Genomic DNA, 21,591 nt, shown 5'->3' on the forward strand with positions numbered 1-21,591 from the left:
GGCAGAAAGCAATGACTCTTTCCAAACGTATACAGGCCGCGCTGCCGGCGTTCGTCCTATCGCCATCGTTGGCGGCGATCGCGATCTGCGTTTACGGCTTCATCGCGTATACCGCGCTTCTTTCCTTCACTGGATCGAAGATGTTCGCCAAGTTCGATTTTGTCGGCTTGCGGCAATACGAACGGCTGTTCGATAATCCACGTTGGATCACCGCGGTTGAAAACATGGCGATCTTCGGCGGCCTCTATGTCGTGGTTGCAACCTGTCTCGGCCTCTACATCGCCGTCCTAATTGACCAGAAAATTCGGTTGGAAGGCGTGTTCCGCGCGATCTTCCTCTATCCGATGGCGCTGTCTTTTGTGGTCACCGGGGTGATCTGGCAATGGCTTCTCAATCCGGGTCTGGGTCTGGAGCACATGGTGCGCAGCCTCGGCTGGCAGTCATTCACCTTCCAATGGCTGGTGGAACCGGACTGGGCTATCTACACGATTGTCATCGCGGGCGTATGGCAGGTCACCGGCTTCGTCATGGCGCTGTTCCTGGCAGGTCTTCGCGGGGTCGATACGGAGATCCTGCGCGCAGCGCGCGTCGACGGCGCCCCTGTTCATAAGGTATACACGCGCATTGTCATTCCGGCTCTTAGGCCCGTTTTCCTGACCGCGTTCGTTATCGAAGCCCATCTTGCCATCAAGAGCTATGACCTCGTCGTGGCTCTTACCAAGGGCGGGCCAGGTGTGTCGACGGAACTGCCCTCGACATTCATGTACTCGATGACCTTCACCCGCAACGAACTTGGCGTGGGCGCGGCCAGTGCGACCGTCATGCTGACGAGCCTTGCCGCCATCATTGTCCCCTATCTCTATTCGGAGCTGCGCGATGACCGCCGTGCCTGACAGCAACTTTGCGATGGCCCTCATGCGCCCACGATCGCTGAACCCCACTAAGATGTTGGGCCGCATCTTCGTCTATGGCTGCTTGGTCGTGCTCGCCGCTTTGTTTCTCGCGCCGCTGGCCTCGATGGTCATGACTTCGCTGAAGAGCATGGACGAAATCCGCAGCGGAACCCTTCTTTCCGTACCGCAGGCCCCTACGATCGAAGCATGGGCGTCCGTATGGAGTTCGGCATGTATCAGTATCGCCTGCGGCGGTCTTAAGGGCTACTTCGGCAACTCGTTCCTGATTGCCGTCCCGGCGACGCTGATATCGGTCGGTCTCGGCGCGCTGAATGGCTACGTATTTTCCACCCGGCGGTTCCAAGGAGACAACATACTCTTCGGACTGATCCTGTTCGGCTGCTTCATTCCGTTTCAGATCGTGCTGATCCCGATGGCCGGGTTGCTCGGCATGCTCGGTCTCGCGGGCACCATTCCGGGACTTGTGCTGGTGCACGTCGTGTATGGCGTTTGCTTCACCACCATGTTCTTCCGCAACTATTTCGTGACGGTGCCAGCCGAAATCTTCAAGGCGGCTCGGGTCGACGGCGCGGGCTTTTGGGCGATCTTCTTCCGCATCCTGCTGCCTATATCGTGGCCAATCGTCATGGTGTCGATCATCTGGCAGTTTACTGGCGTTTGGAACGACTTCCTCTTTGGCGTCTCCTTTGCCGCCGGCTCCAATCAGCCGGTGACCGTCGCCGTCAACAATCTCGTCAATACCTCGACCGGGACCAAGGCTTACAACGAGGACATGGCGGCCGCGATGATCGCGGCCCTGCCAACCATCGTCATCTATGTGGCTGCCGGCCGCTACTTCCTTCGCGGCCTGATGGCCGGCGCAGTCAAAGGATAACGCTCATGGCCAATCTCGGCATCAGCCACGTCACCAAAAGCTTCGGAAGCCTAGCCGTTCTGAAGGACATAAAGATCTCGATCGAAGATGGGGAGTTCCTGGTCCTTGTCGGACCCTCGGGATGTGGAAAGTCCACCCTGCTCTCGATCATCGCCGGGCTGGAGGAACACACGTCCGGGACTATCACGATCGACGGCAGGCCCGTGGACGGTCTGGAGCCAAAGGAACGCGACATTGCCATGGTGTTCCAATCTTACGCGCTCTATCCGGCAATGACCGTGGAACAGAACATCGGCTTCTCGCTAGAAATGAGCAAAATGCCGAAAGCCGAGCGCGTCGAGCGGGTAGGCAAGGTTGCGGACCTTCTCCAGATAAGCCATTTGCTTAAGCGCCGCCCCGGCCAACTTTCCGGTGGCCAGCGTCAGCGCGTCGCTATGGGACGAGCGTTGGTACGCGAGCCGAAAATCTTTCTCTTCGACGAGCCGCTCTCCAACCTCGACGCCAAGCTCCGCGTCGAGATGCGGACCGAAATCAAGAGGCTCCATCAACGGCTCGGAGCCACCATTGTCTACGTCACGCACGACCAGATCGAGGCGATGACGATGGCGACGCGCATCGCAGTAATGAAGGACGGCGTCCTCCAGCAATTCGGTACGCCCGAAGACATCTACGACCGGCCCGCCAATGTCTTCGTCGCCACGTTCATGGGATCGCCGCCGATGAACCTTCTACCTGCAACCGTGGTGGATGGCGCGTCGGGACCGCGGCTGAGCCTGAAGGGAACGGACGTTACCCTGCCGTTGCCTTCTTCAGTGACGGCGCGATTGGCGCCTGGCAGCGACGTGCTTCTCGGCTTGCGGCCCGAATGGCTTTCGCTCGCGATGGAGGGAGCGTCTGCCAACCCGACGCTTACGCTTCATGTCGACGTCATTGAGCCGACTGGCCCGGACGTGTTCGTGGCCCTTCGCGCAGGTGAGCGCGAGATCATGGCGCGTCTGCCGACGGGCACGCCGATTTGCCCCGGTGAAAAGCGGGCGTTTGCGCTTGATCTTTCGAAAGCAGTTGTCTTCGACGCCGCGACCGGCGTCGCCCACTAAAACCTCAGTTTCAGGGACCTACCAATGCCAGCAAAACAGGAAAGACGTCTTCGCGTGGGAGTACTGGGAGCCGGGCAGATTGCCCAGGCGGCGCACTTCGAGGCATGTACAAAAGCTGCTAACGCCGACCTATACGCGATCTGCGACGTTGCGGACGATCTGCGCGAGCGGATGGTCATCACCCATGGGGCTCAGAAATCATACAATGACTATGACCGGATGCTCGCCGATCCGGAACTCGACGCCGTCATCATCGCAACCGCAGACGCGTTCCATGTTCCGGCCTCCATTCGCGCGTTGGAAGCGGGCAAACATGTGCTGTGCGAGAAGCCCGTCGGCGTGACCGTGGAGGAGTGCCTTGATCTGAAGTCGGCCGTCGAAAGGTCGGGCAAGGTGTTCCAGGTGGGGCATATGAAGCGCTTCGACGCAGGACTCCAGGCGGCCAAGTCGTTCATCCGTGACGAGATGGGCGACATGATCGCGCTGAAGGCGTGGTATTGCGATAACACCCACCGCTATCCGATGACAGATGCCGTTCAGCCGCTGATTGTGACCAGTGCGAATGCCAAGCGTCCGTCCACCAACCCCAAGGCGGATCTTCGTCGATACTACATGCTGGCCCACGGCTGCCATCTGATCGATACCGCCCGATACTTTGCCGGCGACATTGTTGCCGTAAATGCGCGCCTCTCCGAGCGCTCGGGAATCTGGTGTTGGTTCGTAGACGTCGAATTCGCCTCCGGCACGCTCGGCCATCTCGATCTGACCGTCCAAGTGCGTATGGACTGGCATGAAGGTTTCCAGATCTACGGCAAGAACGGCAGCATTCTCGGTAAGACGTACAATCCCTGGTACTACAAATCGAGTGAAGTCGACATCTTCCGCGAGGCGGACGGCGCCACCCACCGCGTGCTGGGCGCGGACGGCCACTTCTATCGTCGTCAGGTCGAAGGCTTTGCGCGCAGCATTCTGGACGGCGCGGTTCTCGAAGGGGCGAACATCGACGACGGTGTCGCCTCCGTTCAGGCGATGGTCGCGATCGCGCGGTCGGCCGAGACCGGGAAGCGCGTCGCGCTGGCGGACGTTTCAGGTGGCGTGTGATGAAGCTTGGAATTTTCGCAAAGACGTTCGACGGCACTGATCCCCGCGCAGTGCTCCAGTCTGTCGCCGCCGCAGGCTTTGCGGGGGCGCAGTACAACATGGCCTGCTCCGGCCTTCCTTCAATGCCCGACGAGATTTCAGACGGTCAGGCCCAGGCGGTGGCCGAAGCGGCCAAGGCCTGCGGTGTGGAAATCGTGGCGGTGTCCGGCACCTACAACATGATCCACCCGGACCAAACTTTGCGTGTGGCGGGCCATGAGAGGCTCGAGGTGCTTGCGCGCCGTTGCGCGGGGATGCAGACGCGTCTGATCACGCTTTGCACCGGCACGCGTGATCCGCTCGATCAGTGGAAGGAGCATCCCGACAATGGCACGCCCGAGGCATGGCGCGACCTGCTGGGGGCCATGGAAGCGGCTGCTAGTATTGCAGAACGGTACGACGTCGATCTCGGGATCGAACCGGAACTGGCCAACGTCGTGAATTCTGCCGAGAAGGCGCGCTTGCTGATCGACGAGATGAAAAGCTCGCGTATCAAGGTCGTGCTCGATCCCGCCAATCTTTTCGAAGTGGCAAGCCTGGATCAACAACATAGGGTCGTCTCGCAGGCAGTCGACCGTTTGGCGGATCGCATCGTCATGGCACATGCCAAAGACCGCAATCCAGACGGCACTTTCGCCACCGCAGGCAAAGGCGTTCTCGACTACGCTCACTACCTGGGATGTCTGAAGGCCATCGGCTTCAACGGCAGCCTCGTCACCCACGGTCTGTCGGCCAACGAAGCTTCAGGAGTCGCATCATTCTTGACGCAACTCCTTCAGGACGGAGCAGGCTGATGACCAAGGCCATCCCTCCGTTCAAGACCGCCGACGGAACCGTGTTGAATGTCGATACGGCTGGCGAAGGCCAGGCAATCATATTCCAACATGGTCTATGCAGCGACGCAGGCCAAACGGATGAAGCATTCCCGGCGAAGCCTGGCTTGCGCCGCATCACGGTCGAGGCCCGTGGGCACGGCCGCTCGCAGGCGGGGCCCCTCGACAGCCTGTCGATCGCCACGTTCACCGACGACGTTGCTGACTACATCGAGCAGAACTTCCCTGATCCGGTGGTGGTCGGCGGTATTTCGATGGGAGCGGCGATCTCGCTGCGCCTTGCCGTCAAGCGCCCGGATCTCGTCAAGGGGCTGGTCATCGCCCGACCGGCCTGGGTGATCGAAGCGGCGCCAGCGAACATGGCGCCCAACGCCAAGGTTGGTCGGCTATTGAAAACGATGCCGCAGCAAGAGGCGAGGGCGGCCTTTCTGGCCAGCGCCCACGGACGCAGGCTCGCCGACGAGGCGCCGGACAATCTGGCGTCGCTCGAGGGGTTCTTTACGCGTGCTCCCATTGAAGTGACCGCGGCGCTTCTGTCTGCGATCGCGGCCGATGGACCGGGTGTGACGGAAGATGAGGTCCGCAGTCTCGATGTGCCGACGCTGGTAATCGGCCACAAGAGGGACCTTATCCATCCGCTCACGCATGCGTCTGCACTCACCCAAATGATACCTGGAGCGCGCCTCGTAGAAATCACACCGAAAGCCGAGAGCCGAGAGCGATACGTCGCCGATTTTCGCCTCGCACTGGGCGGTTTCCTAGAGAGCTTGAGAGATGACTAGACCTGAAAAGAATTGGATCGCCAACCTTCCCAAGAACCGGCTGATTGCCGAATTTTCAGTGTGGTCGGCCGACCTCGTGCGTCTGGGCGACGACATTGCCCGCGTCGGGCCTTTCGCCGACATTTTGCACATCGACGTCGCCGACGGCCATTTCGCGCCTGCTATGTTGTTCTTTCCCGACCTCGTCGCAGGCATGCGCAAAGTTTCGTCACGTCCGATCCATGTTCATCTGATGGTCGCGGACAGTATTCTTCTGCCTCAGGTTGAGCAGTTCGTCGATGCGGGCAGCGATCTCATCAGCATCCATGTCGAAAACGAAGCCGTGGCGGACGCCGCGCTCGACCTGCTGGATCGGCGGAACGTGGCCGCAGGTATGGTGCTTAAGGTGGATACGCCCATTGAGCGTGTGGCCAAATTCGCATCCCGACTAAGTTTCATCACGCTCCTCGGGACCGCGATTGGCGTCAAGGGCCAAGGATTGGACGAGAGGGCGGGTCCCCGCCTGCAACAAGCCAGCAAGATCATAGCCGATTGCGGTGCAACGCATCGCATCGTCCTAGCTGCCGATGGCGGCATTCGCGAACACACGGTGCCCCTGCTTCGCCAGGCCGGTGCGGAGACGGTCGTACTTGGGTCGCTGGCTTTCAACGCTCCGTCGCTTGAAGGGCGAATGGGGTGGCTACACGCACTCTAACCCACGGTTCGGAAATGCATCAGGTTGCCATTGGGATAGATTTGGGAGGGACTCAGGTCCGCGCGGCTCTCGTCGATGAGCGGGGCAATATTGTCGCGCGCATAGAGGAACAGACTGAGGCCCACGCCGGTCCTGAACGGGTCCTTTCGCAAATCAGTGGATTGGTCGAGAGCCTGCTGGCAACAACGAAGCCGTCGCTAGTCGTAGGTATCGGCGTCTCCACGCCCGGACCGATCGATACGGTGAGTGGGGTTGCCAGGGATATCCCGACGCTTTCCGGATTTGCGGACTTCCCACTGAAGGCCGAACTTCAGCGCCAGTTCGCATTTCCGGTTTGCCTGGAAAATGATGGGATCGCCGCCGCAATCGGCGAATGGCAGTTTGGGGCCGGGCGCGGCTTAGCCAACCTGGTTTATGTCACCGTCAGCACGGGCATTGGCGGCGGGATTATTGCAGATGGACGAGTGCTTCGCGGCAGGAAGGGCATGGCCGCCCACGTGGGGCACATGTCGGTCATGCCAAATGGGGAGATTTGCCCCTGCGGCAACAAAGGGTGCTTTGAGGCATACGGCTCCGGAACGGCGTTCACCAAGCGGGCTCGCGCTCGTGCGGCAGATAGTCACGAGACTAGACTCGGCAAAAATGGAACCACGATCGATAGCCGGAACGTCTTTACGGCTGGAAGAGGCGGGGACTTCCTCGCCAACCTGCTAATTGACGAGGAGGCCGAAATCTTGGGACGCGGTTTCGTGAGTCTGATCCACATTTTTAGTCCCGACGTTGTGATCATGGGAGGAGGTCTTTCCCAGGAGTTCGACCGCCTAAAACCGGGGATTCAGGGATACATTGCCCGCTGGGCGATGCCGGCCTTCAAGGACGTAACCGTCGTTAGGGCTGCGCTTGGACAAAATTCCGGGCTGGTCGGGGCCGCAGCCCTGGCATTCCTTGCGGACCGCCCGAGCGAAGAAACCTTGGCGCTTGTCGCGCATCGATGAATTCCAGAGGAGCTACAGCTTTGTTGACGATCAGAAGGTTAAGTCTGTCCGACGCCCGCATACTCATCGAGGGCGCCCGTGAACGTGCTCGCGAAATCGCGGTGCCAATGTGCATCGCGGTGACGGACGAGTCGGGGCAGCTCATCGCGTTCGAACGTATGGACGGCGGGAAGGTGACCAGCACGATCATCGCGCAGGACAAGGCATTCACTGCCGCAGGCGCCAAGCGCACGACCGAAAGTTACTGGGAGGTAAGTCAGCCCGGTAAACCGGCTTTCGGCATCAATTCCGCAATCGGTGGACGGCTCATGGTGGTGGCCGGTGGGATTCCCGTCGTGGTGGACGGCGACGTGGTCGGCGCCATCGGCGTCAGTTCCGGGACGCCCGCCCAGGACAGCGACTGCGCACAGTCCGGGATCGACCATTTTCTTGCCAGCCTGCGCGGGCCCGAAGCGAGCTGAGCTCCAGGGGCCATGGCGGCCAGGTCGAACCTCAACAGTTGGGAGTAACGGAAGCGAAATGGACTCAGAGATAGTTTTCTTGGAACCGCGCCCTGCTGTTCTCGCCCGCCGCCGCGAGATTGTCGCGGACCTTGCCTCGTTCCTACCCAAGGACGCCGTCATCAGTGACGAACGCGGCCTCAAGCCCTTCGAAACTGATGCCTTTGTCTCGCACCGGCGGATGCCCCTGGCTGTCGCACTTCCGGAAACAACCGAGCAGGTGGCTGAAGTTCTCAGATACTGCAGCCGGAATGGCATTCCGGTGGTGCCTCGCGGGGCGGGCACTTCGCTCTGCGGTGGCGCGATTCCGCAAGAGGACGCGGTTGTCATCGGACTTTCGAAGATGGCACGCGTTCTAGATGTGGATCTGGTCAACAGGACGGCGACCGTCCAGGCGGGCGTTACAAACCTCTGCATTTCCGAAGCAGTATCTGGCGATGGTTTCTTCTATGCGCCGGACCCGAGCTCTCAGCTTGCGTGCACCATTGGCGGCAACATCGGCATGAATTCGGGCGGTGCCCACTGCCTGAAATATGGCGTGACGACTAATAATCTGCTCGGGGTGAAAATGGTGCTGTTCGACGGGACGACAATCGACGTTGGTGGCAAAGCACTCGATCCCGCCGGCTACGATCTTCTTGGGATTATCTGCGGTTCGGAGGGCCAACTCGGAATCGTAACCGAGGCTACCGTGCGTTTGATCGCGAAGGCCGAAGGCGCGCGTCCCGTGCTCTTCGGCTTCGGTTCTTCCGAAGCGGCTGGCGCGTGTGTCGCGGATGTTATCGGCGCCGGCGTCATTCCGGTTGCTATGGAATTCATGGACAGGCAAGCGATCGAGATCTGCGAGGCATTCGCACAGGCCGGCTACCCGCTCGACGTCGAAGCGCTGCTCATCGTCGAGGTCGAAGGCTCCAAGACGGAGATGAGCGCGATCCTCGCGGATATCGTCGAAATCGCGCGTAGGCATGACGTGAAGGTCGTTCGAGAATGCCAGTCGGCACAGCAGGCGGCTCTCATTTGGAAAGGCCGCAAGTCCGCCTTTGGCGCGACCGGGCGCGTCGGCGACTATATCTGCATGGACGGCACCGTGCCCCTCAGCGAACTCTCGAATGTCCTGCGCCGAACCGGCGAGATTGTCGCGAGCTACGGCCTGCGTGTCGCCAACGTCTTCCATGCCGGCGACGGCAACATGCATCCGCTGATCCTTTTCAACGCAAACGATCCGGTCGAGGCCGCGAAAGCGGAGGCTGCCGGAAACGATATCCTGAAGCTGTGCGTCGATGTGGGGGGCTGCCTCACCGGAGAGCACGGCGTGGGTATCGAAAAGCGGGATCTCATGCGACATCAGTACGGGGCAGTCGACCTTGAACAGATGATGGCAGTGCGCGCCGCGTTTGATCCCGACTGGATTTTGAACCCTTCGAAGGTCTTTCCGCTCGACGGGCGAGGCGTCGCATGAAGAGCTTCGCCCCGAAAACCGAGGAAGAGGCCTCGGCAATCATCGCCGCCCATGCAGCGCGCCGCGAACCGTTGGTCATCCGCGGGAATGGCACCCGCAACGGCTACGGCAATCCCGTCGCCGCCGAAGCACGGCTCCAATCGAGTGAACTTGCTGGCATCGTCGCGTACACCCCGCACGAGATGGTCATGACCGCGCGTGCTGGTACGCCGGTGGCGGTCGTTGAAGAGGTGCTTGCGGCGAAGAACCAGATGCTGGCTTTCGAGCCGGCGGACCATCGGGCCCTGATGGGAACGATAGGTCAGCCGACGATCGGCGGGGTATTCGCCGCCAACGTATCGGGGCCACGGCGGATCGTCGCCGGGGCGGCGAGAGATAGTCTCCTCGGCGCGCGTTTCGTCAATGGGAAGGGACAGATCGTCAGGGCAGGCGGAAGGGTGATGAAGAACGTCACTGGACTTGACGTGACGAAGCTGGTGGCAGGGTCGCACGGCACGCTGGGCCTGCTGACCGAGGTGACGTTCCGCGTTTTGCCCCGCCCCGTGACTGAGACGACCGTTCTCATTTGCGGTCTCGAGGGGCCAGCAGCAACATCGGCCATGGCCGAGGCAATGGCGCTGTCAGTGGAGGTGTCCGGGGCTGCGCATTTGCCGCTGGGGAGGGCGGGGGGCGGCTGTAATGGAGAAGCGAACCCCGTCGCCACGACTGCTCTTCGTCTTGAGGGGACGGCATCGTCGGTGGAGGAACGTGCCGTGAAACTGCTACGAGCGATGAGCGCATTCGGACCGGCCGAACGACTGGACCCCGACCGCAGCGTCACGCTTTGGCGAACGGTTCGCGACATATCGCCGTTCTGCGACGGGTCCACGAGGGCGCTCTGGCGGGTATCGGTGGCTCCTAATTCTGGTCATCGTCTGGTTGCCGCGCTGCGCGAGACGGTGAATGTGGACGCATTCTACGATTGGCAGGGGGGCCTGATTTGGTTGAGAACTGAAGGCGATCCCCATGCCGATGTTCTTCGCGGGCACCTCAAAGCGTTCGGCGGACACGCGACGTTGCTGCGAGCCAGTGCCGAGGCGCGCCGGGCGGTGCCTTCGTTCGAACCGAGTAGCGACGGCGTCTCCATGCTCTCGCGAAAGATCAAGGAGAGCTTTGATCCGGCCGGAATTCTGAATCCAGGAAAGATGGGATGACGTTGATCACGATGGTCCCGAAAGATCCCTATCGGAAGCACTAGCGCTGCCTTAGAGAACTATCGTGGGCGGCTCCAAGCGCGGGCTTGATCGAGACGATTGAAAGAGAAGAACGCGTTCTTGCGTTCGCGGAGCCTTGCAGATGCAGACTAACTTTACTGCCTCCCAACTGGCGGATCCCGCCGCCGCCGAATCCGAGTCGATACTGCGGCGTTGCGTGCATTGCGGTTTCTGTACCGCAACATGTCCGACGTACCTCACACTTGGCAATGAGCTCGACAGCCCCCGCGGGCGGATCTATCTCATCAAGGACATGCTGGAGAACGACCGGCCCGCCGACGAGTCGGTTGTCACCCATCTCGATCGCTGTCTCTCCTGCCTCTCCTGTGCGACGACTTGTCCATCCGGTGTCGACTATATGCACCTAATCGATCACGCGCGCGCCCACATCGAAAAAAGCTATCGTCGGCCGCTGATGGACAGGGTCATTCGTGGCCTGCTGGTGTCAATCCTGCCGCATCCGAAGAGGTTCCGCATGGCACTCAAGTTGGCGCGGGTAGGCCGGCCGTTCCGAATGGTTGCTAAACGTTTCCCGGCGTTGAAACCGATCGCCGCGATGCTTGAATTGGCCCCAAGGCGGGTCACACCACTATCACCATACTCGTTACCGCAAACTCATCAGGCGCAAGGAACCAAACGTGGTCGGGTGGCAATTCTGACGGGCTGCGCCCAGCCGGTTCTCGACCCTGCTATCAACGCCGCTGCGATCCGATTGCTTACGCGTTTTGGGATTGAAGTGGTAGTCCCCGACCGGGAAGGATGTTGCGGGGCGCTGGTTCACCACATGGGACGCGAGGAGCTAGCGCTGAAAAGCGCTAGAGCCAATGTCGACGCATGGTTCCGCGAAATAGAAACAAAGGGGCTCGATGCAATAATCATAACCGCTTCCGGCTGTGGGACGACGATCAAAGATTATGGTCATATGCTGAGGCACGATCCGGAGTACGCGGCAAGGGCCGCCACTGTGTCTGCCTTGGCACGGGACGTCACGGAATACCTGCCCACGCTTGCACTTCCCACGCTTCCGCCGAAAGGAATAGCTGTGGCCTATCACTCGGCATGCTCAATGCAGCATGGTCAGAAGATCTCGTCAGCGCCGAAGCATCTTCTGTCGGCGGCGGGCTACACAGTGCGCGATCCGAAAGAGGGGCATCTATGCTGCGGGTCGGCCGGTACCTACAACATTTTGCAGTCAGATATCGCAAGCAAGCTGAAACTACGCAAAGTCGCCAATCTTGAGGCGACAAAAGCAGATATCATCGCGACCGGCAACATCGGCTGCATTGCCCATATCGGTTCAAGTACGTCGATGCAGATACTGCACACGGTCGAATTGCTCGACTGGGCTTACGGCGGGAAACGTCCTGACAAACTTCACCCTCGCTGAGTACCTTGCAAGGAGAAGGCCGGCCGACTGCGACAGGGAAACTGGGTAGGCTACATTGTCCGTCCGGTTCGTTGAACTGCCTCCGATGGTGAGCGCGGCCTCCGGATGGACAGCAAGTACAACGAAGCCTGTGGATCTGGGTTCTCCCAGAGCCGCTCGGTATCCGTCCACTCGAGTCCTGTCGATCCTAGACCGTCCGTTACCACCGCTCGCCGATGACGTCGAAGGTGCTACCGCAATCTGTGCTCATACCTCATACCAAGCATGCCGTCGATTGCATATGCTTGCGACGAATGAGTCCATCTAGCTCCGAGTGGGCCAGGGGTAACGGGATCCATCGAGCATGGTTCTGCGGTTGTTTCCGATTTGTACGTCTCGGATCGCATAATATATCGTCCGGAACCAGCTTCCCCGGGCTGGCCGCTATTTTTGGCCTGTCAATCAGCGTCCAAAATTCACCCCTTATTGGAGTGCGCCCCTTGGGGCAAATCAGCAGCCTGATCATTGTCCACCCCAAGGGGCGCACTCCATATTGGGGTCAAATTTGCACGCCGGAACACAGGGTCTGGGCCCGCAACAGCTCGCGGACGTCCAGCTGCGCGTCGAAGATATCCTGGGGACTGCCATGCCCGATCACGTCGAAGTCGACGCCGAACTGCCAGGGAAAGTAGCGCGGGATGCGGGCCTGCAATGCAGCTTTGGCCAGCTTCATCGGCGTATCGATCCCGGCGGCGTAGCCGGCGCAACCCCGACTATATCCAAACCCGCCTTATTGCATCGAAAGCAGCCATTATGGAGGGATCGCCGATACGAGCCTCCAAGCAGAGGAAACTCAGCGTCGTGGAGATTTTAACATTCTCAGCGATGACAAGGCCGTGTGCCTGTTGTTCATGAAGGGCAATCGACTCTCGGCAAAGGCTCAATCCCACCCCTGTCCGTACCATGGCAACCATGGACGTCTCCTGATCCACTTGGGCGACTATATTTTGCCGGACGCCTAAATCGGCAAATAGGCGCGACAGCAATCGATTGTGGACCGAGGCCTGCGGTGTGCCGATCCAAGGAAGAGATGCAAGCTGTGACCAATCCGCGCCGCGCACGAAACCGGCGAGCGATGGTGGAGCGACGACGCGATAGATTAATTGCGCCAGCTCGCGGGCATGAAAAAGCGGTGCGGCGCTTTCTCCGGTAATCTCGGCGGAAGGATCATAATCTCTTGGGTCGCCGAGATAGAAACCGGCATCGAGTTCATTTCGCCTCAGCCCCTCCGGCACGTCGCCGCTCATTCCGTGACGTAGTGTGGTTTCTATACCTGGCCCGCTTTCGATCAGCGCCTTCAGAAACGCCCCCAACCGGGTGAACTCCGGGTCGATGATCGTGCCGATCCGCAATTTTCCCCGTACGCGTGTCGCCAAATGTCCGGCCGTCTGCCCAAAATCCGTCAATGCCGACAGCACCTGCTCCGCCTTGGCTGCCAGCAGGGCTCCTTCCTGCGTCAGTTCCAGCCCCGTGGACGTCCGCCGGAACAAGGTGAGCCCGGTATCGGCGGCGAGGCGCTTCAATTGCAGTGTGACGGCAGGTTGGGTGACGTGCAGTTGCTCCGCGGCGCGCGTGACGTTGCCCTCGCGCGCGACAGTGACGAATGCCTTTAATTTTCTCTGGTCGATCGACTGAAGCATATTAATTTTACTTATAATGCCTTGCGTCATTTGTCATTGGATTTCCCGGCCGCTCCTCCGCTATTCCTGAAAATGGAGATGAGGAGGAGGCTAAAATGCTACGGCAAATCGTCGAAGCTTATGATTGTGCGGTGTTGCATCGCAGCAGGCGGGCAAGCCGATGACCAGCCGCACCTCTCACCGCGCCGCCGACAGTTTTGATTATATCATCGTCGGTGGAGGCTCCGCCGGCTGTCTGCTCGCCAATCGCCTCAGCCGCGATCCCGCGATGCGCGTGCTGCTGCTAGAAGCTGGCCGAAAGGACGACTATCACTGGATTCACATCCCCGTCGGCTATCTCTATTGCATCGGTAATCCGCGCACCGACTGGCTGTACAAGACCGAACCGGATGCCGGATTGAACGGCCGGTCGCTGCGCTATCCGCGCGGCAAGACGCTCGGCGGGTGCTCCTCGATCAATGGCATGATCTATATGCGCGGCCAGGCGCGCGATTTCGACGGCTGGGCGGCGGCGACCGGCGATGCCGCCTGGTCCTGGCAGAATTGCCTGCCCGATTTCAAGGCGCATGAGGACCATTACCGGCTCGACAACGGCGCGGACCCAAAGACCGGCGGCAACAGCCGCTTCTCCGACATGCACGGCCACGGCGGCGAATGGCGGATAGAGAAGCAGCGGCTCAAATGGGACATCCTCGAATCCTTCGCCGAGGCCGCCGTCGAGGCCGGTATTCCGCGCTCCGACGATTTCAACAGCGGCGACAATGAGGGTGTCGGCTATTTCGAGGTCAACCAACGCTCCGGCTGGCGCTGGAATACCTCCAAGGCTTTCTTGCGCCCGGCGAAACACCGCCCGAACCTGACGATTTGGACGCAATCCCATGTCGAAAGGCTGATTCTGGAAACCGAGGGTTCCGATCGCAAGCGTTGCGTTGGCGTTATGCTTCAGCGGCAGGGACGCAGTGCGCAGGTTCGTGCGCGCAGGGAGGTCATCCTTTCCGCCGGCGCGATCGGTTCGCCGCAGATCCTGCAATTGTCGGGCATCGGGCCGGGCACTCTCTTGAAGCGCCAAGGCGTCGAGGTCGCGCACGACTTGCCGGGCGTCGGGGAAAATCTTCAGGACCATCTGCAAATCCGCGCGGTCTTCAAGGTCGGCAATGCCAAGACGCTGAACACGCTCGCCAACAGCCTGTTCGGCAAGGCGATGATCGGGCTCGAATATATGCTGAAGCGCAGCGGCCCGATGAGCATGTCGCCCTCGCAGCTCGGTGCCTTCACCCGTTCAGATGACAGCCAGGCCCATGCCAACCTGGAGTATCACGTCCAGCCGCTCAGCCTCGACGCCTTTGGCGAGCCGTTGCACAACATTCCCGCCTTCACCGCGAGCGTCTGCAACCTCAATCCGACCAGCGTCGGAAGCGTGCGCATTCGCTCCGGCAAGGCGTCGGATGCCCCGGCGATCGCGCCGAACTATCTCAGCACCGAAGAGGACCGCAAAATTGCTGCCGAGAGTCTCCGGCAGGTGCGCAAGATCGTGTCGCAGCCGGCGCTCGCGAAATACCAGCCGCGGGAGTGGAAACCCGGCTTGCAGTTTCAGAGCGACGAGGAACTGGCGCGGCTCGCGGGCGATATCGCCAACACCATCTTTCATCCCGTCGGGACGACGAAGATGGGCCGTGACGATGATCCGATGGCGGTGGTGGATAGCCGTCTTCGGGTGCGCGGCATCGATGGCCTGCGCGTCGTCGACGCCGGCATCATGCCGAAGATCACCAGCGGCAACACGAACGCGCCGACGCTGATGATCGCCGAAAAGGCGGCCGGCTGGATCATTGCCGATGCACGCGTATAGGAAATCCTTGGGAGGACAGTCGAAATGACATCGATCGCGCGCTCCGCGCTTCCGCTTTCCGGCGTTCGGGTGGTTGATTTCGGGCAATATATTGCCGGCCCGGCCGTCGCCATGATCCTTGGCGATCTTGGCGCGACGGTCGTGCATGTCGATCCGCCCGGTGGCCCGCTTTGGGATAATCCCGCCAATGCCATCCTCAACCGCAACAAGCTGATCATCACCCTCGACCTCAAGACAGAGGAGGGGGTGGAACAGGCAAAGGCGTTGGTTGCCGAGGCCGATATTGTTGTTGAGAATTTCCGCCCCGGCGTGCTCGCCCGACTCGGAATCGATTTTGCAGCGCTCCGCAAGACGCGGCCGGAGCTGATCACCCTGTCGATCCCCGGTTTTGCCTCCGACGATCAGCTTCGCCGTGACTGGCGGGCCTTCGAGGCGGTAATTGCGGCGTCCTCCGGTGTCTTCACGGATATGGGACTCAATCGCGTCCTGATGGGCATCAATCCGTCTTTCTCGCCGCTGCCGCTCTCTTCCGCCTACGGCACAATGCTTGCGGCGTCTGCGACGGTGCTGGCGCTTCAGGCGCGCGAGCGCACCGGGCACGGCGATCATATCGAAGTGCCGCTGGCAAGCGCCGTCATGGAGGGCCTCTCCTACAATTCGATCCTGATCGATGATTATCCGTTGCGTTACCAGACCCAGCGCGAGCGGGAGATCGAGCGCCGGCGCGGCGAGGGCCTGCCGATGGATATGTCCTATGACGACCTCCAGGAGTTCCTCCATCCCTTCTATCGCAGCTATACGTGCGCCGACGGGCGGATGTTCTACGTCGTCTGCCCCAGCCATAAGAACCATGCGAAGCGCTGCCTGCAAGCCCTCGGCCTGTACGATGAGCTGGTGGCCGAGGGACTGCGCGAGGAGGAAGACACCTATCTTCCGGTCTCGCAATGGTCGTCGGACGTTTCGCTTGGCGTCTATCCGCTCCCGAAATTCTGGGCCGACAAGATCGCGGCCCGCATGAAGGAGGTCTTCCTGACGAAGACGGCGGCCGAATGGGAACGCATCTTCGGGGAAGGGCTGTTTCCGGGTGCGCCACAGCGCTGGCTAAAGGAATGGATCGCCGACGATCACGCCAAGGCTGCCGGCCTCATGATCGAGGTGGACGATCCGACCCTCGGCCGCATGATCCAACCCGGGCCGATGGCGTGGCTGCAAGAGAGCGCGGAAGCCATGCTGACGCCGCACCCTCGGCGCTGGGGAACGGTCAAGGATGCGCTGGCGATGTTTGCAGACATGGAGCGCCCCTCCTCGCCGGTCCCGGCGACCGACGCCCCCGGCGGCTGGCTGGATGGCGTCAGGGTGCTCGATCTCTGCAATGTGATCGCCGGCCCGCATTCGGTCGCCTATCTCGCCCGCTTCGGCGCGGAGGTCATCAAGATCGATCCAGCCAAGCCGCTCTATGATTGCTGGAACACCGTGATCTTCGGCATGTCGCACATGCGTGGCAAGCAGTCCGTGCTGCTGAATATCGGTTCGCCCGATGGCCGCGTTGTCTTCGAGGAATTGGTGCGCTCCGTCGATGTCGTGGTCTGGAATGCCACCGACCGTCAGGTCAAGGCGATGGGACTCGATGCCGAAAGCCTGAAGGCGCTCAATTCGCAGGCGATCTTCTGCCAGCTCGATTGCTTCGGCGGCGTGCGCACCGGCCCGCGCACCGATTATCTCGGCTATGACGACCTTGTGCAGTCGGCGACCGGCATCATGCTGCGTTTCGGCGGCTCGATGGAAACGCCAGAGGAACACGCCCATGTCGGCACCATCGATGTCATGTGTGGCTTCGGTGCGGCGCTCGGCATTGCCGCGGCTCTCTACCAGAAATCCAGAACCGGGATCGTCGGTCGCCCGCGCACCTCGCTGTCGGCGCTGACCGGCCTCGCGCAGATACCGTTCTGCTATGACTACGCGGGGCGCGGTCCCTTCGATGAGCCGTCCGGCCGCGAAACCATGGGTTATCATGCCCTTTCGCGGCTCTACGAAACGGCATCGGGAGATCACCTTCTCTTGTGGGCTTCGGACACTGACCTGCCGCGCTTCGGCAAGGTTGAAGGTCTGAGGGGGATTGTCGAGATGGCGGCAAGCGATCGCGAGGCCTACCTCGTCCGGGCGTTTATGACCGCTCCCGCGGAGACCTGGCAACAGCGGCTACAGGAAGCCGATATCGGCGTATCGCTCTGCGAGAACATCGAGACGATCCGCAGCCGCAGTGCCCGCGTTGCCGACGGCACGCCGGGGATCGACCGGGGCAGCTATTCCTTCTCGATCTTCCCGAACCATCCGAGCGGACACACCGTCACACAGCTCGATCCCTTCGCCATCCGTCCGGCTGTCGGCAAGGTCACTGCTGTCGCGCCGGCGGAGAAGTACGGAGCGTCCACGCGCGCCGTTCTCCGATCCCTGAACTACACCGACGCCGAGATCGACCGGCTGATCGCCTCCGGTACGATCAGCGAGACCTGGAGTGCTGAGTATCTGCCGAGCTAGCAGGAACGGCGGCTTCGGGTTCTGAGGAGGATACCGAAGCCGCTCGCGGCCCGCTGAGGTACGCGATGGCGTCGACGGGCTTGGAACTTCAACATCGCACATAGGGAGGAAGTGCCATGAAAGAACTCTTTGCCTCGACATGCCTTGCAGCAGCGATGCTCACCTTTGGCAATCCGGCGCAGGCTGCGGATTGCGGCGACGTCACCATCGCCAGCATGAACTGGCAGAGCGCGGAAGTGCTCGCCAGTCTGGACAAGTTTATCCTGACCGAGGGTTACGGTTGCAACGCCGAAATCATACAGGGCGATACGGTCCCGACGATCACGTCGATGACCGAAAAGGGCCAGCCCGACATCGCGCCGGAAGGGTGGGTCGATCTTCTGCCTGATGTCGTCAACGCCGGCGTTGCAAACGGAAAGCTCGTCGTTGCATCGACCGTCCTGACCGACGGCGCGGTGCAGGGCTGGCGGATTCCGAAGTACCTCGCCGACGCTCATCCGGACATCAAGACGATCGATGACGTCCTCAAGCATCCGGAACTGTTCCCGGACCCCGAAGACAAATCGAAGGGTGCGATCCACAATGGCCCGCAGGGCTGGGGCGGTACGGTCGTGAGCAGCCAACTCTACAAGGCCTACGGCGCTGAGGCGGCGAACTTCACGCTGGTCGATACCGGTTCGGCTGCCGGTCTCGACGGCTCGATTGCCAAGGCCTACGAGCGTAAGGAGGGCTGGGTTGGCTACTACTGGGCACCGACCGCGCTTCTCGGCAAGTACGAGATGGTCAAGGTCGAGCATGGCGTACCCTACGATGCGGCCGAGTGGAAGCGCTGCAACACGGTTGCGGATTGCCCGGACCCAAAGAAGAACGACTGGCCGAAGGATACGGTCCAGACGCTCGTGACCAAGGCGTTCTCCGAGCGCGCCGGCGAGGACGTCATGGGCTACCTCAACAAGCGCGCCTGGAGCAACGACACGGTCAACAAGCTGATGGCCTGGATGACCGACAATCAGGCAAGCGGCGACGACGGCGCAAAGCACTTCCTCGAAGAGAACGAAGCCATGTGGACGGAATGGGTGACGCCTGAGGCAGCCGAGAAGATCAAGGCGGCGCTCTGATCTCGTTCAAGACGTCGTTGGCGCGTATCGCGCCGGCAACGAACAGCGCGTCAAAGGATGCGCTTGCCGTTATCGAGGAGGATAGATTTTGGATTGGCTATTCAGCTTTCCGCACATGGATGATGCGTCTTTGCGCGATCTCAAGAAGGCGATCGACGAAGGGTTCCGCGGTTTCACGCGTGCCTATGGCGACGGTCTTGAAGCAATTTTCGAGCCGCTACAGCATTTTCTGATCTGGTCGGAACGCTTCGTGACGAAGACGCCCTGGCCGATCATCCTGCTTCTGATCGCCGCCGTCGCCTGGTTCGCCAGCCGCAACTGGAAGATCGTCGCGGGAACGGTCGTGACGCTGCTGCTCATCGGCTACTTCGACATGTGGGACGACACGATGAAGACGGTCTCGATGATCTTCGTCTGCACAGTCCTGTCGATCGTTGTCGGTATCCCCATCGGTATCGCCATGTCGCGATCAGACCGCGTGCAGGGCATCGTCAATCCGGTGCTGGACGTCATGCAGACGATGCCGAGCTTCGTCTACCTGATCCCCGTCGTCATGCTGCTCGGGATCGGCAAGGTGCCGGGCCTCATCGCCGTCGTCATCTACGCCATTCCGCCAATGATCCGCCTCACCAATCTCGGCATCCGTCTTGTCGACAAGGATGTGCTGGAAGCGGCCGATGCCTTCGGGTCCTCTAACTGGCAGAAGCTGAAGAACGTGCAGATGCCGCTTGCGCTCCCCACCATCATGGCCGGCATTAACCAGACGATCATGATGGCGCTCGCCATGGTGGTCATCGCCTCGATGATCGGCGTGCAGGGTCTCGGCCAGCCGGTGCTGAAGGCGATTTCCAACCAGTATTTCACGCTCGGCATCTTCAACGGTCTCGCCATCGTCGGCATTGCCATCATCTTCGACCGCGTCAGTCAGGCCTTCGGCGCACGCCTTCAAAAGCACCGGGAGGTGGTCCATGGGTAACAAGCAACTTGGTGGCTTCGGCATCGAAATCAAAAAGCTCTACAAAATCTTCGGTCCAAATGGTGCGGATTGCGTCAAACTTGTCGAGCAAGGTGTCACGAAGACGGAATTGAACACAAAGTACGGCCATGTCCTGGGTTTGAGAGACATCAACATCTCAATGCCGGCTGGCGGCATTCAGGTGATCATGGGGCTTTCGGGATCGGGAAAGTCCACGCTCATCCGCCACATTAATCGCCTTATCGATCCGACGTCCGGTGAGGTTATCATCGGCGACGAGGATGTGGTCAAGATGGATGCGGTGCAGTTGCGTGAGTTCCGTCGGCATCAGACCGCCATGGTGTTCCAGAAGTTTGCGCTTCTCCCCCACCGCACCGTTCTCGAAAACACCCTCTATGGCCTGGAGATACAAGGGGCACCTCGTAACCGGCAGGTCGACTGCGCCATGCGATGGATCGAGCGTGTCGGGCTCAAGGGCTTCGAGAGCAAATACCCCAATCAGTTGTCCGGTGGTATGCAACAGCGCGTCGGTCTTGCCCGTGCGCTGGCGAACGATGCGCCGATCCTGCTGATGGACGAAGCATTTTCTGCGCTGGACCCGCTCATTCGCGTCGATATGCAGACCGTGCTCCTCGACCTGCAGAAGGAGATAAAGAAGACGATCGTCTTCATCACCCATGATCTGGACGAGGCGCTCAGGCTTGGGGATCGCATTGCAATTTTGCGGGATGGGGAAGTCGTGCAGCAGGGCACCGGGCAGGACATCGTGATGAATCCCGCTGACGATTACATCGCCAGCTTCGTTCGGGAAGTGAACCGTGCCCGCGTCATCAACGTCGAGACGGTCGCCACTGCGCTGGGTACTTCGGCTCGTGAGCTGAAGACTTCGGTGCCTGCCGGCGCGAAGTTGGAGGAAGCGGCAAGAGCGATGACGCTGGCTGGGGAAAATGAGATCGCCGTTGTCGATGCCGCCGGTCAGGCCATAGGTGTGCTGACGCTGCCCCAAGCGGTTGACGCCATGGTCAATTCGCAAGTGGCCTGCTCTACGCCCAACGCAAAGAAAGTCGCGTAGGCAAGAATTTGGACCTCAGATGTTTGACGCCGTCCTGATCGAGAAGTCCGACAGCGGGCAGGAGGCCGGTCTTTCGAAGATCGATACCTCGCGACTGCCTCAGGGCGAAGTGCTGGTGGATGTCGCGTGGTCGACCCTGAATTACAAGGACGCTCTTGCGATCACCGGCGCCTCGCCGGTGGTGCGCAGTCTTCTTATGGTGCCTGGGATCGATTTTGCGGGCGTCGTTGCCGAAAGTTCCCATTCCGCCTTTGAGCCGGGTGATCGGGTGGTGCTGAACGGCTGGGGCGTTGCTACACGGCGATGCTGCGCGCCATGGCGCTCGAGCGCAACGGTGTGATGCCGGATAGCGGAGAGGTGGTGGTAACCGGTGCGGTGGTGTCGGCAGTATTGCAACCATGCTTTTAGCCGCGCGCGGCTACAGCGTCGCT

Annotated in this window: 19 protein-coding genes and 1 pseudogene; 18 read left to right on the forward strand and 2 right to left on the reverse strand. The window is 60.7% G+C overall.

All coding sequences use genetic code 11. The features are described from left to right. Positions 1-11: 11 nt before the first annotated feature. From QM996_RS30055 to glcF, 12 genes are all read left to right on the forward strand, one after another. Positions 12-893 carry a carbohydrate ABC transporter permease gene (locus QM996_RS30055; RefSeq protein WP_173519739.1) on the forward strand — a complete coding sequence of 294 codons (882 nt, stop codon included), beginning with the start codon at positions 12-14 and terminating at the stop codon, positions 891-893. Positions 894-945: 52 nt separating this feature from the next. After that, positions 946-1,788, forward strand: a complete 843-nt coding sequence (locus tag QM996_RS30060; RefSeq protein WP_334198717.1) for a carbohydrate ABC transporter permease — start codon at positions 946-948, stop codon at positions 1,786-1,788. 5 nt (positions 1,789-1,793) lie between these two features. Next, the gene (locus QM996_RS30065; RefSeq protein ID WP_247959127.1) at positions 1,794-2,885 is read left to right on the forward strand and encodes an ABC transporter ATP-binding protein; all 1,092 of its coding nucleotides are present in this window, start codon (positions 1,794-1,796) and stop codon (positions 2,883-2,885) included. A gap of 24 nt (positions 2,886-2,909) precedes the next feature. Further along, on the forward strand, positions 2,910-3,986 hold the full coding sequence (locus QM996_RS30070) for a Gfo/Idh/MocA family protein (protein ID WP_334197458.1): 1,077 nt from the start codon (positions 2,910-2,912) through the stop codon (positions 3,984-3,986). After that, the gene (locus QM996_RS30075; protein ID WP_334197459.1) at positions 3,986-4,819 is read left to right on the forward strand and encodes a sugar phosphate isomerase/epimerase family protein; all 834 of its coding nucleotides are present in this window, start codon (positions 3,986-3,988) and stop codon (positions 4,817-4,819) included. Before QM996_RS30070 ends, QM996_RS30075 begins: the two co-directional genes overlap by 1 nt. Beyond that, the gene (locus tag QM996_RS30080) at positions 4,819-5,640 is read left to right on the forward strand and encodes an alpha/beta fold hydrolase (protein WP_334197460.1); all 822 of its coding nucleotides are present in this window, start codon (positions 4,819-4,821) and stop codon (positions 5,638-5,640) included. The genes QM996_RS30075 and QM996_RS30080 overlap by 1 nt, the downstream gene beginning before the upstream one ends. Beyond that, positions 5,633-6,334: a ribulose-phosphate 3-epimerase gene (locus QM996_RS30085; RefSeq protein WP_334197461.1), complete on the forward strand. Its 702-nt coding sequence runs from the start codon at positions 5,633-5,635 to the stop codon at positions 6,332-6,334. The genes QM996_RS30080 and QM996_RS30085 overlap by 8 nt, the downstream gene beginning before the upstream one ends. A gap of 14 nt (positions 6,335-6,348) precedes the next feature. Next, positions 6,349-7,329 carry an ROK family protein gene (locus tag QM996_RS30090; RefSeq protein ID WP_334197462.1) on the forward strand — a complete coding sequence of 327 codons (981 nt, stop codon included), beginning with the start codon at positions 6,349-6,351 and terminating at the stop codon, positions 7,327-7,329. A gap of 20 nt (positions 7,330-7,349) precedes the next feature. Further along, a complete protein-coding gene (locus QM996_RS30095) occupies positions 7,350-7,790 on the forward strand; it encodes a GlcG/HbpS family heme-binding protein (RefSeq protein ID WP_334197463.1) in 441 nt (146 codons plus the stop codon). A 58-nt stretch (positions 7,791-7,848) separates the two neighbouring features. Beyond that, on the forward strand, positions 7,849-9,288 hold the full coding sequence (locus tag QM996_RS30100; protein WP_334197464.1) for an FAD-binding oxidoreductase: 1,440 nt from the start codon (positions 7,849-7,851) through the stop codon (positions 9,286-9,288). Then, a complete protein-coding gene (gene glcE / locus QM996_RS30105) occupies positions 9,285-10,481 on the forward strand; it encodes a glycolate oxidase subunit GlcE (RefSeq protein WP_334197465.1) in 1,197 nt (398 codons plus the stop codon). The genes QM996_RS30100 and glcE overlap by 4 nt, the downstream gene beginning before the upstream one ends. A gap of 142 nt (positions 10,482-10,623) precedes the next feature. Then, the gene (glcF, locus tag QM996_RS30110; protein WP_334197466.1) at positions 10,624-11,928 is read left to right on the forward strand and encodes a glycolate oxidase subunit GlcF; all 1,305 of its coding nucleotides are present in this window, start codon (positions 10,624-10,626) and stop codon (positions 11,926-11,928) included. Positions 11,929-12,493: 565 nt separating this feature from the next. On the opposite strand, the pseudogene QM996_RS30115 reads toward glcF, so the two are convergent. Continuing rightward, positions 12,494-12,676 (reverse strand): annotated as a pseudogene (locus QM996_RS30115) (aromatic alcohol reductase); the annotation flags it as partial. 4 nt (positions 12,677-12,680) lie between these two features. After that, a complete protein-coding gene (locus QM996_RS30120; protein WP_334198718.1) occupies positions 12,681-13,607 on the reverse strand; it encodes a LysR family transcriptional regulator in 927 nt (308 codons plus the stop codon). 160 nt (positions 13,608-13,767) lie between these two features. Between QM996_RS30120 and QM996_RS30125 the strand changes: the two genes are divergently transcribed. From QM996_RS30125 to QM996_RS30150, 6 genes are all read left to right on the forward strand, one after another. Further along, a complete protein-coding gene (locus tag QM996_RS30125; protein WP_334197467.1) occupies positions 13,768-15,456 on the forward strand; it encodes a GMC family oxidoreductase in 1,689 nt (562 codons plus the stop codon). Positions 15,457-15,480: 24 nt separating this feature from the next. After that, entirely contained in the window at positions 15,481-17,994 is a 2,514-nt protein-coding gene (locus tag QM996_RS30130) for a CoA transferase (protein WP_334197468.1), read from the forward strand. Positions 17,995-18,110: 116 nt separating this feature from the next. Next, entirely contained in the window at positions 18,111-19,112 is a 1,002-nt protein-coding gene (locus tag QM996_RS30135; protein WP_334197469.1) for an ABC transporter substrate-binding protein, read from the forward strand. An 88-nt stretch (positions 19,113-19,200) separates the two neighbouring features. Further along, on the forward strand, positions 19,201-20,088 hold the full coding sequence (locus tag QM996_RS30140; protein WP_334197470.1) for an ABC transporter permease: 888 nt from the start codon (positions 19,201-19,203) through the stop codon (positions 20,086-20,088). After that, on the forward strand, positions 20,081-21,160 hold the full coding sequence (locus QM996_RS30145; RefSeq protein ID WP_334197471.1) for a quaternary amine ABC transporter ATP-binding protein: 1,080 nt from the start codon (positions 20,081-20,083) through the stop codon (positions 21,158-21,160). Before QM996_RS30140 ends, QM996_RS30145 begins: the two co-directional genes overlap by 8 nt. A 19-nt stretch (positions 21,161-21,179) precedes the next feature. Beyond that, on the forward strand, positions 21,180-21,500 hold the full coding sequence (locus QM996_RS30150) for an alcohol dehydrogenase catalytic domain-containing protein (RefSeq protein WP_500270435.1): 321 nt from the start codon (positions 21,180-21,182) through the stop codon (positions 21,498-21,500). Positions 21,501-21,591 lie beyond the last annotated feature (91 nt).

Origin of the sequence: Sinorhizobium chiapasense, from assembly GCF_045277575.1 — a bacterium.
Classification (GTDB): Bacteria; Pseudomonadota; Alphaproteobacteria; order Rhizobiales; family Rhizobiaceae; genus Ensifer; species Ensifer chiapasense_A.

Coding starts and splice junctions, on each gene's coding strand:
- QM996_RS30055 (WP_173519739.1), top strand. CDS start 12: ATGACTCTTTCCAAACGTATACAGGCCGCGCTGCCGGCGTTCGTCCTA.
- QM996_RS30060 (WP_334198717.1), top strand. CDS start 946: ATGTTGGGCCGCATCTTCGTCTATGGCTGCTTGGTCGTGCTCGCCGCT.
- QM996_RS30065 (WP_247959127.1), top strand. CDS start 1,794: ATGGCCAATCTCGGCATCAGCCACGTCACCAAAAGCTTCGGAAGCCTA.
- QM996_RS30070 (WP_334197458.1), top strand. CDS start 2,910: ATGCCAGCAAAACAGGAAAGACGTCTTCGCGTGGGAGTACTGGGAGCC.
- QM996_RS30075 (WP_334197459.1), top strand. CDS start 3,986: ATGAAGCTTGGAATTTTCGCAAAGACGTTCGACGGCACTGATCCCCGC.
- QM996_RS30080 (WP_334197460.1), top strand. CDS start 4,819: ATGACCAAGGCCATCCCTCCGTTCAAGACCGCCGACGGAACCGTGTTG.
- QM996_RS30085 (WP_334197461.1), top strand. CDS start 5,633: ATGACTAGACCTGAAAAGAATTGGATCGCCAACCTTCCCAAGAACCGG.
- QM996_RS30090 (WP_334197462.1), top strand. CDS start 6,349: ATGCATCAGGTTGCCATTGGGATAGATTTGGGAGGGACTCAGGTCCGC.
- QM996_RS30100 (WP_334197464.1), top strand. CDS start 7,849: ATGGACTCAGAGATAGTTTTCTTGGAACCGCGCCCTGCTGTTCTCGCC.
- glcE (WP_334197465.1), top strand. CDS start 9,285: ATGAAGAGCTTCGCCCCGAAAACCGAGGAAGAGGCCTCGGCAATCATC.
- glcF (WP_334197466.1), top strand. CDS start 10,624: ATGCAGACTAACTTTACTGCCTCCCAACTGGCGGATCCCGCCGCCGCC.
- QM996_RS30120 (WP_334198718.1), bottom strand. CDS start 13,607: ATGCTTCAGTCGATCGACCAGAGAAAATTAAAGGCATTCGTCACTGTC.
- QM996_RS30125 (WP_334197467.1), top strand. CDS start 13,768: ATGACCAGCCGCACCTCTCACCGCGCCGCCGACAGTTTTGATTATATC.
- QM996_RS30130 (WP_334197468.1), top strand. CDS start 15,481: ATGACATCGATCGCGCGCTCCGCGCTTCCGCTTTCCGGCGTTCGGGTG.
- QM996_RS30135 (WP_334197469.1), top strand. CDS start 18,111: ATGAAAGAACTCTTTGCCTCGACATGCCTTGCAGCAGCGATGCTCACC.
- QM996_RS30145 (WP_334197471.1), top strand. CDS start 20,081: ATGGGTAACAAGCAACTTGGTGGCTTCGGCATCGAAATCAAAAAGCTC.
- QM996_RS30150 (WP_500270435.1), top strand. CDS start 21,180: ATGTTTGACGCCGTCCTGATCGAGAAGTCCGACAGCGGGCAGGAGGCC.